The sequence below is a fragment of the Pseudobutyrivibrio sp. AR14 genome, assembly GCF_900101325.1.
Lineage (GTDB): Bacteria > Bacillota > Clostridia > Lachnospirales > Lachnospiraceae > Pseudobutyrivibrio.
The window spans coordinates 265,781-282,896 of record NZ_FMUY01000002.1; the positions used below are offsets into that span (position 1 = coordinate 265,781).

Below are 17,116 nucleotides of genomic sequence, written 5' to 3' on the forward strand. Positions count from 1 at the left end.
GAGTAAGTTATGACAGAGGGACAGGTACTCGACATTATTAGAGATTCTATTTATACACTTCTTATGGTTTCGTTACCATTACTTTTAGTATCTCTTGTTATTGGTTTGGCAATTAGTATTTTTCAAACAGTTACATCTATTCAGGAACAGACCCTTACTTTCATTCCTAAAATAGTTGGCGTTTTCACAGCCCTTATGATTTTTGGTCCGTGGATGCTTTCTGTGCTTACAGATTACATCAATAATCTATGGGCAAATTTCAGTATTTATTTAGGCTAGGATAGATGTTTAGTGTTGATTTTACTTTACAAAATTTTGAATATTTTCTTCTGATACTTACACGCATATCCATGTTTGTAGTGGTGGCGCCATTTTTTAATACTAGAAATACGCCTGTTAGAGTTAAGATAGGCTTTTCAGCTATCGTATCTTTGATGTTGTATTTTGTGGTAGATTTTAGCGCCCTTAATTATTCTACAGTTGTTGGGTATGCTTTTTTAGTTGTTAGAGAGGCTGTAACTGGACTTATTATTGGCTTTTCTACTTACTGTTGTATATTTATCATTCAGCTTGCAGGCCACATGATTGATATGAATATAGGCCTTTCTATGGCTCAGGAGTTTGATCCTACTATGGGTTCGGAAGTTTCAGTTACTGGTTTGCTTTACAATCAGTTTATTATGGTTCTCCTTGTTCTTTCGGGAATGCATAGATATATTTTTAGGACACTTTGCGACGCATTTGAGCTGATTCCTATAGGTGGGACTATTTTTAGATGGGATTCTCTTTTGAGTTCCACAATTATTTTTATTGCAGATATTTTTGTCATTGCTTTTAGAATAATTCTTCCTGTGTTTGCTGTAATTATGATTTTGAATGCAATACTTGGAATAATGGTTAAGGTTGCGCCACAGATTCACATGTTCTCTGTAGGTGCTCAGCTTAAAATCATCGTTGGTTTTATAGTATTATTCTTAACGGTATTTTTACTTCCTGATATAGCAAGTTTTATTTTCAGAGAGATGAAAAAAATGATGTCACTATTTATACAAGGATTGTACTGATTTGATGCAAAGGGAAAATAATCTATTAATTGCATATAACCTTCAGTTCTTCGCAAAAGATGGAGAGGGCGGTGAGAAGACAGAACAGCCTACCTCTAAAAAACTTCAGGATGCAAGAAAAGAAGGTAAGGTGGCAAAAAGTAAGGAAATTGTTAATGGTTTCTCACTTTTGGGCTTTTTTATTAGCTTGCGAATCTTTCTAGAATTTGCAGGTGTTAGATTTGAGGAAATTTTTGCATGGATTTATGCTATAATACCAGATATAGTAGAAATGAATGGAAGTGGCATGACTATACAAACAATATCTGGGATTTTCCAGACCTTGCTTTTGAAGATGTTTTTAATTCTACTTCCGTTTTTAGCTATTGGTTTTGCAACACATTTTGTGGGGAATTTGATTCAGGTAGGATGGAAGCCCACCCTAAAGCCATTGCAACCTAAGCTTAGCAAGTTTAATCCTATCAGTGGATTTCAGAGAATCTTTTCTAAACAATCGCTTGTTAATTTGATTCTAGCTCTTGCGAAAGTAACACTTGTGTTTTATATAGCTTATCTCAATATTAGAGACCAGGCTAACAATCTATTTATACTTTATGATATCAATCTAAGAGCAGCTCTTAGTTTGATATTTAAAATTATTGTTGATACAGGCATTAAGATTAGCCTTGTATATATCGTTCTTGGATTTGCAGATTATGCTTATCAGCGCTGGAAATTTAGAGATGATATGAAGATGACTAAGCAGGAAGTTAAGGATGAGTACAAAAATTCCGAAGGAGATCCTGCTATCAAGGGTAAGCAGAGGCAGAGGATGATGGAAGCCTCTCAGAGGCGAATGATGCAAAGCGTCCCACAGGCGGATGTTGTCATCACCAACCCTACCCACATTGCTGTTGCTATTTTATATGACAACACAAAAGATGAGGCACCCCGTGTGGTAGCCAAGGGCGAGGATTACCTTGCTAAAAAAATTAAAGACACCGCCAAAGATAGCGGTGTACCAATAGTTGAAAACAAACCGCTGGCCAGAGCACTGTATGCCACTGTTGATGTGGATCAGGTTATTCCGCCTGAGTTGTATCAAGCTGTTGCAGAGATTCTGGCGGTTGTATATACCAATAGAGCTAGCTAGAAATATTTTCGGAAAGGGGGATTAGTATGGATTTAACAGCATCAGTTAAAAAAACAGATGTTGGGATTGCGCTTTATTTACTTGCAGCTGTTACATTCTTTGTAATACCTATCCCTAATTTCCTTTTGGATATAATGATTGCTTTCAATATATCCATTGCACTAATCGTTTTAATGAATGTTCTTTTCGTACAAGAAGTGTTGGATATGTCTTTCTTCCCAACATTACTTCTTTTTACGACTATTTTTAGAATTTCACTTAACGTTTCATCTACAAGACTTATTCTTTCAACAGGAGACCCTGGTAATGTTGTTAAGACATTCGGTAGTTTCGTTGGTGGTAACGATCTTGTTATTGGAGCTATCATTTTCTTAATTCTGATTATTATTCAGTTTATGGTTATCAACAAAGGTTCTGAGCGTGTAGCTGAGGTCTCAGCTCGATTCACTTTGGACGCTATGCCTGGTAAACAGATGGCCATTGACGCTGATTTGAATACAGGTGCTATTGATGATGCCGAGGCCAAAAGACGAAGAGATAAGATTCAAGAAGAATCAGCATTCTTCGGAGCTATGGACGGTGCTACTAAGTACGTAAAGGGAGATGCTACAGCAGGTCTTATCATTACTGTTATCAACCTTGCTGGTGGTACTGTAATGGGAATGCTCAATCAGGGACTTCCTGCAGCTGACGCTCTTCAACAGTTTGGCATCCTTACAATCGGTGATGGACTCGTATCTCAGATTCCATCTCTTTTGATTTCACTTTCAACAGGTATTTTGGTTACAAAGGGTTCTAAGGCTGCTGATTTTTCAGGCACACTTATCAAGCAGCTTTTTGGTATTCCTAAGGTTCTTTATATAGTTGGTGGAACTATGGCCTTTCTTGGTATAGCTACACCTCTTAACCCTGTGCTTTTCATCGCTTTTGGCGGTGCTTTTATTGTGTCAGGCCTTTCTATTTCTAAGACCATTGGCGAGGAGGAAATAGAGCAGGAGGTTGCAGCTGAGGAGACTGAGGCTGAGGAAATCCGCAAGCCGGAAAATGTTGTTTCTCTTTTACAGGTTGATCCGATTGAGCTTGAGTTTGGTTACGGAATTATTCCGCTTGCAGATGTTAACCAGGGCGGTGATTTGCTTGACCGAGTTGTAATGATTCGAAGGCAGATAGCCCTTGAGCTAGGTACGGTTGTTCCGATTATCAGACTTCGAGATAATATTCAGCTTAATCCTAATCAATATATCATTAAAATAAAGGGTATTCAGGTGACAGAGGGCGAGATTTTATTTGACCACTATATGGCCATGAATCCTGGATATGTTGAGGAAGAGATTACAGGTATTCCAACATTCGAGCCGTCATTCCATTTGCCGGCTATATGGATTACAGAGAGTCAGAGAGAGCGAGCAGAGTCTCTGGGATATACAGTTGTTGATCCTCCATCTATTATCGCTACTCATTTGACTGAGATTATCAGAAGTCATATTGCAGAGCTTCTTACAAGACAGGATGTACAGAATCTTATCGATAATCTCAAGGAGACAAATCCTGTTATTGTGGAGGAACTTATTCCAAAGCTTCTTGGCCTTGGCGATGTTCAAAAGGTTCTTCAGAATCTCTTATCAGAAGGTGTTTCTATTCGAGATTTGCTTACAATATTTGAGGTATTGGCTGACCACGCAACAACTACACACGATACAGATGTATTGACAGAGTACGTACGACAGGGATTGAAGCGTGCTATATCAGGTAGATATTTTGCTCCTAATGAGACCACGCAGGTTATTACTGTAGATCCTAAGGTAGAGCAGGATATTATGGCTTCTATTAAGCAGACTGAGCAAGGTGCATATTTGACTCTTGATCCAGAGCGAATAAAGGCAATAATCGATTCTCTTGGCCAGGAGATTAACAAGCTTGAGGAAATGGGACGTACACCTATTGTTGTTACATCTCCAATCGTCAGAATGTACTTTAAGAGCATGACTCAGGATTACTATAAGGATTTGATTGTAGTTTCATACAATGAAATAGATTCAAATGTTGAATTATCATCAGTAGGAATGGTTACAGGGTGAGAATAAATGACAATTAACAAATACACTGGAAAAACTGAAGAAGAGGCAATGTCAAAGGTTCGAAAGGAACTTGGCAATGCTGCAGTTATTATGAATGTTAAGGTGATTAAGCCTAAGGGACTAGGTGGTCTATTTAAAAGTAACACCTACGAGGTCACTGCAGCTGTGGAAGATGACGATGTTAGGAACAATCCTTTTGTTCCTGAGGAGGTCGCTTCAGCTATTAGCAATTCACAGGATAAAGCTTCTGGAGAAAATGAATCTTCTGGATTTGATGCAGTAGCTGATGATGCCATTATGCTTAAGAATGCTTTTTCGGCAGTTAATGAAGTTCTTGAAAAGCAGGAGGATAATTCTATGCCAAAGCAGGAGTTTGAGCCACTTTCTGATAGTGCTCCACGCACTAGACTTATTGAGCCTACATACTCTAAGCCGGTTGGTATGAGACCTGTTGTTGCTCCAATCGAGGAGCCTCGTGTTAAGGTGACTCAAGCTGTTGAAACACCTGCTTCCAGAGCTAACATTCAGCCGGAACCTGCTTCTCCGCAGACATCACAGCCATCTATAGATAATGACAACCACGTCTTTGTTAAGATGCTTTACAATGTTCTCCTTGAAAATGAGGTTCAGGAGAAATATATCAATCAGGTATTAGAGGACATGGACAAGGTCTTACAGACTAGCCACAGCCTAGATAATTTACTCTCAAATGTTTACCAGAAAATGGTTTTAAAACTAGGCACTCCTTCTAAGATTATGATGGGCTCTCGTCGTCCTAAGGTTGTATTTTTTATTGGACCTACAGGCGTAGGCAAGACTACAACCATTGCTAAAATTGCCAGCAAATTCAAGGTAGAAGAAGGCAAAAAGGTAGGCCTTATTACTGCTGATACATACAGAATGGCTGCTGCTAATCAGCTTCAGACTTATGCAAATATTTTAGGGGTTCCTCTTAATGTTATTTATTCTGCAGATGAGCTCTTAGATACAGTGAAAAAGCAGACTAGAGAAAATGAAGACTTAGATGTGATTCTTGTTGATACCATTGGTTTTTCACATAGAAATGAGGAGCAAAAGTCAGATACAAATAAATTAATCAGCGCCCTTTCTGATTATTATGATAGTGAAGTTTATCTTGTGCTTTCGGCAACTACAAAATATAAGGATCTTATTGATATAGCTGATGCTTATATGGAGTTTACTGATTTTAACCTTATATTTACAAAGCTTGATGAGACTAATTGCCTAGGTAATATATTCAATCTTAAGCTTTACACCAAGGCAAACCTTTCTTACCTCACTGTTGGACAGAATGTTCCTGATGATATAGAGATTGTTAATGCCCAGAAGCTGGTTAAACAGTTATTGGGAGGGAAGTAAATGGATCAGGCAGAAAATCTTCGCAATGTAATAAAGGCTCACAACATCAAGAGCGTTGAGAATACAAAAGTCATTACCATTACCTCAGGCAAAGGCGGTGTAGGTAAATCCAACATGGCTGTTAATTTAGCTGTGCAATTTACTAAAATGGGCAAAAAGGTCATCATTTTAGATGCGGATTTTGGTCTTGCCAATGTAGAGGTCATGTTTGGAACCTTACCTAATTACAATCTTTCTGATGTTATTTTCAAAGGAAAGAGTATTAGGGACATTATCACTGAGGGACCTATGGGAATTGGCTTTATTTCAGGCGGTTCCGGCGTTGTTGGCCTCAATAATTTAAAAAGTGAACAAATTACGTTTTTAGTGCATAATTTAACACTTTTGAACGATTTATGTGATATTCTAATAATTGATACAGGTGCGGGTGTTTCTGACCAGGTTATGGAATTTGTCCTTGCTTCTCCTGAAGTTGTGCTTATTTCCACACCTGAGCCTAGTTCCCTTACCGATTCTTATTCCCTCATGAAGGCAATGTATAAGAGCGACAGATACATTGAGGGAGGTACAAATGTCCACTTGGTTGCCAATAAGGTCACCAGTGAATCTGAAGGCAAGGCAGTTTATTCTAAAATGCTTTCTGTAGTTCAAAAGTTTTTAGGCGGAAAACTAGATTATTTAGGTTATGTTCCATATGACAATTTCCTTGAAAAATCAGTTAGAAACCAAAAGGTTGTGTCAATTGAATACCCTCAGTCAAAAGCAGCTAAGAGCTTTGAAAACCTAGCTTATAGACTTCTTCAGAAGGATTCAATGACACATTATAAATGGGGTGTTTTACACATTTTCAATACATTATTAAAAGACAGGGCTTAGTTATGGAAATATTAGAATTAAGGCCTGGCACACCGATGGAGTTTTCGGTTGCCAGCATCAATGCCAACGGCGAGGCAAACTTGGATGGGGAGAAGAATAATTATATTTCAAGTGTCTTCGGCGTTACCAAAAATGAAGAGATTTTATTTCATATTCCTACTCGAGGAGGGCACACTGTTACAGTGCCTATGAATATTAATTTTGATGTAGTATTTAATACTCGAGCAGGTATGTTTCAACTTTCGGGAGAGATTACTAAACGAGGAAAGCTGGAGAATTTCCCTATTTATGTTTTTGAGCCTAGTTCCAAGCTTCAAAAAGTTCAAAGAAGGGACTATTACAGATTTAACTGTTTACTTCCGATAAAAGTATTACCAATACCTGAGGATGTAGCCTTACTTCCTTCAATGACTCTTGTTGAGGATGACTTGGAGAAATATGGCAATACCTACGGTGACCCAGTAGAGGGAAATATTGTTGACATTAGTGGAGGTGGAGCTAGATTTAAATCTAGACACGAGGTTCAGACGGAGAGATATATGTACTGTTCCTTTGTTCTATCAACTCCGAACCTTAATAAAATAATAAATGTCATCAGTAGAAAGGTAAAAGTAGAGTACGATAGTGAGAATAATGTTTATATTCACAGAATAGAGTTTTTATTTAAAGAGCCAGACGACAGGGAGATAATAATTAAGTACATTTTTGACGAAGAGCGGCGGTTACGTAAAAAAGAGCAGGGGTAAAGAATGTATAAGATTTTGGTTGTTGATGACTCTGCACTCATGAGAAGGGTTATCTGTGATATTATAAACGCAGATAGTGATTTTCGTGTAGTCGACGTTAGTGCAGACGGCGAAGATGCTTACAACAAAATAAAGAATAATCCGTACGATTTAATCGTGCTGGATATGGTACTTCCTAAGCTCACTGGTTTGGAACTGCTGGAGAAGCTTTACAACGAGAAGTTCACCTTCAATGCTGTGATTGTCAGCTCTATCTTAAAAGAGGATGCAGACAAGACGGTAAAGGCAATGGAGTATGGAGCTCTTGATTTTGTAGTAAAGCCTATTAGATCCGGTAGTGACACTAGAGATGTTTTTGGTAGGCAGCTTCTGACATCGCTCCATAATGTGTCAAAGTCTAATGCTTTTAGACCAGTTACATCTTCTGGAAGCTCTTCAAATGATTCAAAGTCTTTTAGCGAAAGTAGACAAGCAACTCAGGATCGTTTGGAAAGTGTTAGGAATCATCTGGAAAATATCAAATCTGGTTCCGGTAGTGCGCGCACCGCATCAGATATAGAGAAAATGGGCGTTACAAATCAGTCGCCTCAGATGTCTCCTTCTAAGTCAAATCAAGACCAGCCAGTAGTAGCGGATTCAACACCGGCTACACCAAGCAAGAAAGCACCAACAGGCAGTGGCGTTAGAACCAAAAAAATTATTGCTCTTGCTTGCTCAACTGGAGGACCACAGGCATTACATACTTTCGTGCCTATGCTTCCAGCTAGTTTATCAGTACCAATGGTTCTTGTTCAGCATATGCCAGAAGGATTTACAGCCTCTCTTGCAGCTAGATTGGACCAAATTTCAGCTGTTCATGTTAAAGAGGCTGAGGACGGAGAATTCTTTAAGCCAGGCTGGGTTTATATTACCCCAGGCGGTAAGCACATGGAAATCTGCGAAGACGGAAGTAAAGCAGCCTACTGTCATTTAGATGACAGTCCACCTGTGAATAGCCTTAAGCCTTGTGCAGATGTTATGTACAAGTCTCTTAAAGACTCTAGCTTTGATGAAATTATTTGTGTAGTTCTTACAGGAATGGGCGCAGATGGTTCAGAAGGAATTAAATACCTGAATCAATACAAAAAGACTTACGTTATTTCGCAAGAAGCTTCCACATGTGTTGTATATGGAATGCCTAAAGCGGTGGAACAGGGCGGTTTATCTAACGAAGTTGCTCCGCTAAAATCTGTAGCAAATTCAATTGTGAAAAGACTTGGAGGGTAAATCATGGATGTAAGTCAATATTTGGATATTTTTATCGATGAGACAAGTGGTCATATTCAGAGCCTTTCTGACAATATTATGGAGTTGGAGAAAGAGCCTGAAAACAAAGATGTTGTTAACGAGATTTTCCGTGCAGCTCACTCGCTTAAGGGTATGGCTGGTACAATGGGATTCAAGAGAATGCAGCATCTTACACACGATATGGAAAACGTTTTCCAGGAAGTTCGTAATGATAATGTAAAGGTAAATTCTGCTCTTATTGATATTCTTTTTAAATGTCTTGATGCTATCGAGGGTTACCTTGAAACAGTTAAGGCGACTTCTAACGAAGGTGAAGAAGAAAACGAAGCTCTTATTAAGCTTTTAAATGACTATTTGGCAGGGGCAGAAGGCGGCGAAGCACCAGCAGCAGAGGCAGCTGCAGCACCTGCAGAGGCTGAAGCACCAGCAGCAGAGGCAGCTGGCAGCACTGATGGTCCTTTATTTAAGAAGATGAATCTTGAGCCAGAGATGATTGAAAAGCTCAAAGCAGAGAAGCAACTCTATGGATTCACAATCCACATTAATAAAGAGTGCTTGCTTAAGGCAGCAAGAGCTTTCCTTGTTTTTAAGGCAGTAGAAGAGTTTGGCCAGATTATGGCATTTGACCCAAGTTCTGCAGATATTGAAGATGAAAATTTCGAGTTCGATTTTTCATTTATTCTTTCTACAGAGGCTGAGCTTGATCCAATTATTGAGTCTGTAAAGGCCGTATCTGAAATAGAGTCAGTTGAGGCTGAAAAAGTAACACCTGATATGTATGAGAAAAAGGCTGAGGAGCCAGCACCAGCTGCACCAGCAGTAGAGGCCGCAGCACCAGCAGCTGCAACACCAGCTACACCTGCAGCACCAGCTGCGCCAGCCGCACCAGCAGCTCCTGCTGCTAAGCCAGCAGGCAAGACAAATGCACCAGCTAACAAGCCTGTTACTTCACGTACAATCCGTGTAGATATCGAAAAGCTTGATGCTTTGATGAATCAGGTTTCCGAGCTTATTATTGCAAAGAACTCACTTGCATCTCAAAGCAATGGCAATGGTGAGATTGACAGTCAGACATTACATGAAAATATAGAGTACTTAGAGAGAATCACAACTAACCTTCACGAATCAGTTATGAAGGTTCGAATGGTTCCTATTGAGTCAGTAGTTGCTAAGTTCCCACGAATGATCAGAGACTTAAGCCGTAAGCTTGATAAGCCTATGGATTTGGTAATGACTGGTGAGGATACTGAGCTTGACCGTACTGTAGTAGATCAGTTAGGTGATCCACTTCAGCATTTGCTTAGAAACTCAGCTGACCATGGTATTGAGTCTACTGAGGACAGAAGAGCAGCTGGCAAGCCAGAAACAGGTACAATTTTCCTTAACGCTTTCCAGGAAGGTAATAACGTCATTATCGAAGTTGGTGATGATGGTGGCGGTATCAACACAGAAAAGGTTAAAGAAAAAGCCATTGAAAGAGGTCTTGTTACTCCTGAAGAGGCAGAGAATCTTTCTCAGAAAGAAATCATTGATTTCTTGTTTATGCCTTCATTCTCAATGGCAAAGCAGATTACAGATATTTCTGGTCGAGGCGTAGGTCTTGATGTTGTTAAGAGTAATATCGAAGCTCTTGGTGGTGATGTTACTGTTAAGTCTACAATGGGCGAAGGCTCTAAGTTTACAGTTAGATTACCACTTACACTTGCTATTATTCAGGCTCTTATGGTTGAGATTAGAGATGAAAAATATGCAATTGCACTTGCTTCAATTATGAACATTGAAAATATTCCAAGATCAGATATCAAGTATGTTGAATCTAAGGAAGTTATCCACCTTAGAGGTCAGGTTATTCCTCTTATTCATCTTGATTCAATCCTTGACTTTGAGCCTAAGGAAGATGAAGATGAGACAATGACAGTTGTTATTTGTAAGAAGGGCGATACCCAGGGAGGTATCATAGTAGATAACCTTATCGGACAGCTTGAAATCGTTATTAAGTCTCTTGGTAAACTTGATAACAACAAGCTTATCAGCGGTGCTACTATCCTTGGTGATGGTGAAATCGCAATGATTCTTGATGTTAATGCGGTTATATAGTAGGAGGTGAGACCATGTCAGATTTAGCTGTTTATGATGTAGTTGAAAAAGAAAAAAAGCAATACATTGTAGTTAAAATAGGTGGCGAACATTATGGTATCGACATTTCCTATATTGATAACATAGTTCGAATGAGTAAAATTACCAGAGTACCTAAGGCTCCTTCGTATTACAGAGGAGTTATCAATCTTCGTGGTGAGGTTGTACCTGTAATGAGCCTTAGACGTCGAATGGATTTGGAAGATGATGAATTTACTGATGCATCGCGTATCATCATTCTAAAGCTTGAAACTGGCGGACTTATGGGCGTTATTGTTGATGAAGTTAAGGAAGTTCTTTCCCTTTCTGAAGACGATATCGAGACTCCAACATCTACTCTTAAGAGTAAGAATTCTTTCATCAATGGTGTTGGAACAAACGGCGATGAGTTGATTTCTATTTTCGAAATTAACTCAATTATAGGCGAGACAGATGCATCATAAAGGGAGGTAACGATGCTCACACTGAATGAGGTTAATGAGAAATATTTTGATGTCCTCAAAGAGATAGGTAATATTGGCGCTGGCAATGCAACAACTGCCATCGCCAATATGCTTGGCCTTAGGATTGATATGAGTGTTCCTGAGGTTGCATTCCTACCAGTTGAGGAATTAGGATCTGCTATTGGCGCCGAGGATGAGATCATTGTTGGTATTATGCTCGGCGTTGAGGGCGATATTGATGGTTCGATGATGTTTTTGATGGACATGCAATCAGCTCATCATATAGTTAATAAGCTTATGATGAGACCAGATGATTACTGTGAACCATTTGATGAGATGGATTTATCTGCAATCAAGGAAATTGGTAACATTATTGCGGGTTCATATTTGTCTGCACTATCTGGTTTGACTAATCTTACGATTGTTCCTTCAGTGCCATTTGTTGCTGTAGATATGGCTGCGGCTATTCTTTCTGTGCCAGCGGTTCAGTTTGGTATATTTGGCGACAATGCGCTTATGATTAACACTGAATTCTCTGATGACTTAGGAATAAGGGGACATTTCATTCTGATGCCAGAAGAAGATTCTTATGCAAAGATACTAACAGCACTTGGTATACCAATTTAAGGAGAGTGATATTATGGGGCAGATGATTAAAGTCGGCATGGCTGATCTTAAAATTTGCAAGGCTCCTGATGCACTGACTACAATTGGGTTAGGGTCATGTATAGGAATTGCAATTTACGATTCATCCACTAAGATAAGCGGCTTAGCTCATATAATGTTGCCAGACAGCACTGCTATTAGAAATAATTCTAATATTGCAAAATTTGCTGATACTGGAATACAAAAGCTTTATGATGACATGATTAAAGCAGGCGCTAACAAAGCGAAGATGATTGCAAAGATTGCAGGCGGTGCCAAAATGTTTGAAATGCCTGGTGCAGCGTCATCAGGAATCAACGTTGGGGAACGTAATGCAGAGGCCAGCAGGGCTAAGTTAAAGCAACTTGGAATCAGATTAGTAGCCGAGGATTGCGGATTAAATTACGGTCGTACTGTTGAGCTATATAGCGAAACAGGAGAATACTACATAAAAGCAGTTGGCAAAGATGTTAAAATTATTTAGTATATTGTATATGGAGGCCACACGATGATAAATACTAAACCTGTTCCGATTATTATTACTTTGGCTGCGGCATTTATATCGTGCGTTATCTCTATTGCACAAAAAGTCGAGTTTTCAGAGTTTGTCAAAAGATTAGCTATTGTAGTTGCTATTTTTCTTGTGATGGGTACCATCATTAAGATGATATTAGATTATGCGTTTAAGACATTAGAACCTATTACACCAATAGACGAGGATGTTATAAGCGTTAGCACACCATTAGATGAGGCTGAGGGCCAAGAGGGTCAAGAGGAATCATCAGAAGAATCGCAGGGGTCAGACGAAGCCTAGAATGACTGGCCATTCTGTGTAACCTAAGGGGGCATAAATGAAGGCAGGTGACAGAGAAAAGCTTTGGGATAAATATAAGGTTAATGCCACTCCAGAGCTTAGAGAGCAATTGATTCTTGAATATGCGCCACTTGTAAAGATTGTTGCGGGACGACTTTGCATGTACCTAGGCAATACTGTAGAATACGAAGATCTCTGCAGTTATGGTATTTTTGGACTTATTGATGCTATTGATAAGTTTGATTTGGCTAAGGACGTTAAGTTTGAAACTTATGCCAGCTTGAGAATCAGAGGTTCTATTTTAGACCAAATTAGAAAAATGGATTGGATTCCTCGTACCATTAGACAACGTCAGCGTATGATAGATGATGCTATCAAGACTGTTGAGGCTAGAACTGGTCATAGTGCGTCGGACGAGGAGATAGCCGTTGAATTAAATATTTCTTCTGACGAGTTTTTAAAATGGCAGTCTCAGCTTAATGTGACCAATGTGGTTTCACTAAATGAGTTTGTTGAAGCGGGCAATGAACCAGTTATGGAGGCTGAACACAATTCTCATTTTATTCAGCCAGAGGACAATATAGCTAAGCAAGAGCTTTCTGAGAAGTTAAAAGAAGCTCTTGAGAAGCTTACAGAAAAAGAAAAACAAGTCATCCTTTTATATTATTATGAGGATATGACTTTAAAAGAAATAAGTGCAGCTCTTGAGGTATCCGAATCGAGAGTTTCACAGCTTCACACAAAAGCGTTGACGAAGATGCGTAACGTTTTAGGTGATTACATGGGTATTCTAATTAAATAGGTTATATTGTGACAGTAATTGTGTGCTATTCTTTCGGGAGGGAATGTTATGTCAATTAGTCCACTTAATTTTAATGGAATGATTCAAAACACCAATGAAGTCAGTCATACACACTCGGCGGAGGACCAAAAGCCATTGCTTCAGCAGGAAAATCTTACCCATGAGGTAGATAAGCAGCAGGAGCAACAGGCGAAGCAGGTTAATAATCTATATAAGTCCGAACAGAGTGAGTCAAAATATGACAGAGAAGGTAGTGGTAAGGGCTATCAGGGGAACAAGAATCGCAAGCCTACTAATCCAAAGGATAAAAAGGAAGAGACTGAGATGACGGCAGATGGAAAGATTTTCCAGAAGCCTAGCTCATCATTTGATATGCGAGTTTAAGAGGGAGACTGTAATGACAATACTTGAAATTGTACTCCTAATCATTGGGCTTGGCCTGATAATTGGGAGTTTTTTTGTGTCTGAAAGATTATCGTCTAAGGACAAAGAAAATCTACAGAAGTTAACAAGAGATCAGATTGAGTCTATTATCAAGGATAAAATGGCTGACGCCAATGTTGAATTGGAAGATAAGCTTTCTGCAACAATAGATGAGGCCATGGATGAATTAGATAGAAGGACTGATAAGGAGACTAATACCAAAATCCTTGCGATTTCTGAGTATTCCGATAATGTTTTAGAGTCTGTAGACAAGTCTCATAAAGAGGTCACTTTTATGTATTCAATGCTTAATGATAAGCAAAAGGATGCTACTGAAATGACTAAGAAGCTATCTGAGCTAGAAGATACTCTGGTGGCTTTAGATTCTGCAGTCTCAAAAAAGCTGGACTTGCTTAGGGATAAGGAGCTTGAAATTGAAGACGAAAGACGTGTCTTAGAGGAACAAAAGGCAGCATTTGCATCTGAAAAGGAAGAAAATCTCTCGAAACAGATTCCATTTAATGAAGCACTTGCTGAAAAATTTTCTGAAGAGACTTCAAATAATGATACAAAATCAAATGGTAATATGGAGATTCTCACTCTTCATGATGAAGGGTTATCTGAGGTTGAAATTGCTAAAAAGCTTGGAAGAGGCTTAGGTGAGGTTAAATTCGTCCTTGGACTTTATCAGGAGGGAAGATAATGAGACTTAAATATTATATAAGAGGATTGGGAGCCGGGATTCTTCTTGCTACAATTCTTTTAAGTGTTAGCTTCTTCTTTGGTGGAGGCTACAAAAATAAAGAGCTTTCAGATGAGGAAATTATTGCTCGAGCTGAAAAGCTTGGAATGGTTATGGAAGAAAAAGACTCTAAGGAAGACACTGAGAAGACTGACAGTGAAACTTCTGAGGAAGACGCTGATGCTGTAGATGAGTCATCTGCCACTGAAGAAAAGCCAGAAGAAGAGATGACCATTGATGAATTTGTTGAAGAGGCTGAGGAAACTAACGCAGCCCAGCAAAATGAAGATGATACTGTGTCCTATCAGGCTTTTACTGTAAAAAGTGGTGAGTCATCAGAGACTATTGCTAATAATTTATATAAGCAAGGGCTTGTTGACAGTTCAGCATCATTTAATAAATATTTAGGTGAATTAGGAGTAGATAATCGCATCCAGTCGGGCACTTTTTATGTGCAGGTTGGCAGCTCTTATGATGACATAGTGGCGTTACTTGTTAATAAAGAGGCTAGAACAACAACTCCACCTGAAAAATAGTTGCATTTATTTGATTTTTATGATAAATTTTAAGGGCTGTTTAAAATTATACACGCATAAGGACTGATTATGGTTCCCAACCTACTGTAGGCAGGGTGTTAGTCAGGTTGAATTATGCGGAAGAAACAAACCAGGAGGTATTAAAATGAGTGTTATTTCAATGAAGCAGTTACTTGAGGCAGGTGTTCATTTTGGACATCAGACACGTAGATGGAACCCTAAGATGGCTCCTTACATCTACACAGAGCGTAATGGTATCCACATTATCGATCTTCAGAAGTCTGTAGGTATGGTAGACGATGCTTATGACGTTATCTTCGATATCGCACAGCAGGGCGGTACAATCCTTTTCGTTGGTACAAAGAAGCAGGCTCAGGACGCTATCGCATCTGAGGCAGAGCGTTGCGGTATGTACTATGTAAACGAGAGATGGCTCGGTGGTATGCTTACAAACTTTAAGACAGTTCAGACAAGAATTGCACGTCTTAAGGAAATCGAGAAGATGGAAGCAGATGGTACATTTGATCTTCTTCCAAAGAAGGAAGTTACTCAGCTCAAGAAGGAGCAGGAGAAGCTTACAAAGGTTCTCGGTGGTATCAAGGATATGAATCGTATTCCAGATGCTATCTTCATCATCGATCCTAAGAAGGAGCACATCTGTGTTCAGGAAGCACACGCACTTGGTATTCCACTTGTAGGTGTTTGCGATACTAACTGTGATCCAGATGAGCTTGATTACGTTATCCCAGGTAATGACGATGCTATCCGTGCAGTTAAGCTTATCGTTGCAAAGATGGCAGACGCTGTTATCGAGGCAAAGCAGGGTGAAATGAACGAAGTTGCTGAGGAGTCAGCAGCAGCTGATACAGAAGAGGAGGCATAATTATGGCAGCTATTACAGCAGCAATGGTAAAGGACCTTCGCGAGCAGTCTGGCGCAGGTATGATGGATTGTAAGAAGGCACTCGCTGAGTGCGATGGTGATATGGATGCAGCTTTCGAGCTCCTTCGTAAGAACGGTGCAGCTAAGGCTGAGAAGAAGGCATCTCGTATCGCAGCAGAGGGTATCTGCAAAGTTGTAGTTGAAGGCAATACAGCAGTTGTTCTTGAGGTTAACTCAGAGACTGATTTCGTTGCTAAGAACGAGAAGTTCCAGACATATGTTGAGAAAGTTGCTAAGCAGATTCTCAACTCTAACGTTACTACTATTGATGAGCTCCTTGCTGAGAAGTGGGCTGAGGATTCATCAAAGACAGTTAACGATGTACACGTAGAGATGGTTGCTACAATCGGTGAGAAGCTTTCTCTTAGAAGATTCGAGAAGGTTACTTCTGATGGTTTCGTAGTATCATACACACACGGTGGTGGACGTATCGGCGTTATCGTTGATATGGCTGGCGCTGAGTCAGATGCAGCTAAGGAAGCAGCTACAAATCTTGCTATGCAGATTGCAGCTCTTAATCCAAAGTATGTTAGCCGTAGCGAAGTTTCAGCTGAGTACATTGCTCATGAGAAGGAGATTCTTCTTGCTCAGATTATGAACGATCCTAAGGAGTCACAGAAGCCTGAGAAGGTTATCAATGGCATGATCGAAGGTCGTGTATCTAAGGAGCTTAAGGAAATCTGCCTTCTTGATCAGGTATATGTTAAGGCTGAGGACGGCAAGCAGTCAGTTGCTAAGTACTTAGAGCAGGTTTCTAAGGAGACTGGTTCTGAGCTTTCAGTTAAGAGATTTGTTCGTTTTGAGACTGGTGAAGGTCTTGAGAAGAAGAACGAAGACTTCGCAGCTGAAGTTGCAGCTCAGATGAATGCATAGAATCATATTTTCAAGGCTATGCCGAAGAAAATGTGATTTCGAGGAGCTCTTGCCGAATGCAATTTAAAATGAGCTCCGAGACCTTTAAAGAAAAAAGATAGAGGGACTACATTTTGTGTAGTCCTTCTTTTTTTATGCTTTATCTTGTGAAAGTAATGTGATAAAATTAAAGAGAATTTTCAGTAGGGGAGGAAATA

19 protein-coding genes are annotated in these 17,116 nt (G+C 39.5%); all 19 read left to right on the plus strand.

Annotated elements, in window-relative coordinates; genetic code table 11:
• The first annotated feature begins 9 nt into the window (after nt 1-9).
• On the plus strand, nt 10-279 hold the full coding sequence (fliQ, locus tag BLP50_RS02995; protein ID WP_090150756.1) for a flagellar biosynthesis protein FliQ: 270 nt from the start codon (nt 10-12) through the stop codon (nt 277-279).
• Between the two features lie 5 nt (nt 280-284).
• Nucleotides 285-1,064 (plus strand): flagellar biosynthetic protein FliR, encoded by a 780-nt coding sequence (locus BLP50_RS03000; protein ID WP_090150759.1) that lies wholly within the window; start codon nt 285-287, stop codon nt 1,062-1,064.
• Nucleotides 1,065-1,068: 4 nt separating this feature from the next.
• Entirely contained in the window at nt 1,069-2,196 is a 1,128-nt protein-coding gene (gene flhB / locus BLP50_RS03005; protein WP_090150988.1) for a flagellar biosynthesis protein FlhB, read from the plus strand.
• 26 nt (nt 2,197-2,222) lie between these two features.
• Nucleotides 2,223-4,274, plus strand: a complete 2,052-nt coding sequence (gene flhA, locus BLP50_RS03010; protein ID WP_090150762.1) for a flagellar biosynthesis protein FlhA — start codon at nt 2,223-2,225, stop codon at nt 4,272-4,274.
• A gap of 6 nt (nt 4,275-4,280) precedes the next feature.
• Nucleotides 4,281-5,654: a flagellar biosynthesis GTPase FlhF gene (gene flhF, locus BLP50_RS03015; RefSeq protein WP_090150765.1), complete on the plus strand. Its 1,374-nt coding sequence runs from the start codon at nt 4,281-4,283 to the stop codon at nt 5,652-5,654.
• The gene (locus BLP50_RS03020) at nt 5,655-6,530 is read left to right on the plus strand and encodes a MinD/ParA family protein (protein ID WP_090150768.1); all 876 of its coding nucleotides are present in this window, start codon (nt 5,655-5,657) and stop codon (nt 6,528-6,530) included.
• A gap of 2 nt (nt 6,531-6,532) precedes the next feature.
• Complete coding sequence (locus BLP50_RS03025) at nt 6,533-7,276, plus strand: flagellar brake protein (RefSeq protein WP_163927134.1); 744 nt, start codon at nt 6,533-6,535, stop codon at nt 7,274-7,276.
• 3 nt (nt 7,277-7,279) lie between these two features.
• Nucleotides 7,280-8,542: a chemotaxis-specific protein-glutamate methyltransferase CheB gene (gene cheB / locus BLP50_RS03030; protein ID WP_090150775.1), complete on the plus strand. Its 1,263-nt coding sequence runs from the start codon at nt 7,280-7,282 to the stop codon at nt 8,540-8,542.
• Between the two features lie 3 nt (nt 8,543-8,545).
• Entirely contained in the window at nt 8,546-10,660 is a 2,115-nt protein-coding gene (locus BLP50_RS03035; protein WP_090150778.1) for a chemotaxis protein CheA, read from the plus strand.
• Between the two features lie 14 nt (nt 10,661-10,674).
• A complete protein-coding gene (locus BLP50_RS03040) occupies nt 10,675-11,142 on the plus strand; it encodes a chemotaxis protein CheW (RefSeq protein ID WP_090150781.1) in 468 nt (155 codons plus the stop codon).
• Between the two features lie 12 nt (nt 11,143-11,154).
• Nucleotides 11,155-11,769 (plus strand): chemotaxis protein CheC, encoded by a 615-nt coding sequence (locus BLP50_RS03045; RefSeq protein WP_090150784.1) that lies wholly within the window; start codon nt 11,155-11,157, stop codon nt 11,767-11,769.
• Nucleotides 11,770-11,782: 13 nt separating this feature from the next.
• Entirely contained in the window at nt 11,783-12,271 is a 489-nt protein-coding gene (locus BLP50_RS03050) for a chemotaxis protein CheD (RefSeq protein WP_090150789.1), read from the plus strand.
• Between the two features lie 24 nt (nt 12,272-12,295).
• On the plus strand, nt 12,296-12,601 hold the full coding sequence (locus BLP50_RS03055; protein ID WP_090150792.1) for a hypothetical protein: 306 nt from the start codon (nt 12,296-12,298) through the stop codon (nt 12,599-12,601).
• Between the two features lie 37 nt (nt 12,602-12,638).
• Complete coding sequence (locus BLP50_RS03060) at nt 12,639-13,403, plus strand: FliA/WhiG family RNA polymerase sigma factor (RefSeq protein WP_090150795.1); 765 nt, start codon at nt 12,639-12,641, stop codon at nt 13,401-13,403.
• Nucleotides 13,404-13,451: 48 nt separating this feature from the next.
• Nucleotides 13,452-13,787 (plus strand): hypothetical protein, encoded by a 336-nt coding sequence (locus tag BLP50_RS03065; RefSeq protein WP_090150799.1) that lies wholly within the window; start codon nt 13,452-13,454, stop codon nt 13,785-13,787.
• 76 nt (nt 13,788-13,863) lie between these two features.
• Entirely contained in the window at nt 13,864-14,529 is a 666-nt protein-coding gene (locus BLP50_RS03070; protein WP_143001110.1) for a DUF6115 domain-containing protein, read from the plus strand.
• On the plus strand, nt 14,529-15,104 hold the full coding sequence (locus tag BLP50_RS03075; RefSeq protein WP_090150805.1) for an endolytic transglycosylase MltG: 576 nt from the start codon (nt 14,529-14,531) through the stop codon (nt 15,102-15,104). Before BLP50_RS03070 ends, BLP50_RS03075 begins: the two co-directional genes overlap by 1 nt.
• Nucleotides 15,105-15,249: 145 nt before the next feature.
• Entirely contained in the window at nt 15,250-15,987 is a 738-nt protein-coding gene (gene rpsB, locus BLP50_RS03080) for a 30S ribosomal protein S2 (protein WP_090150808.1), read from the plus strand.
• A 2-nt stretch (nt 15,988-15,989) separates the two neighbouring features.
• The gene (gene tsf, locus BLP50_RS03085) at nt 15,990-16,919 is read left to right on the plus strand and encodes a translation elongation factor Ts (RefSeq protein WP_090150814.1); all 930 of its coding nucleotides are present in this window, start codon (nt 15,990-15,992) and stop codon (nt 16,917-16,919) included.
• Nucleotides 16,920-17,116: the final 197 nt, after the last annotated feature.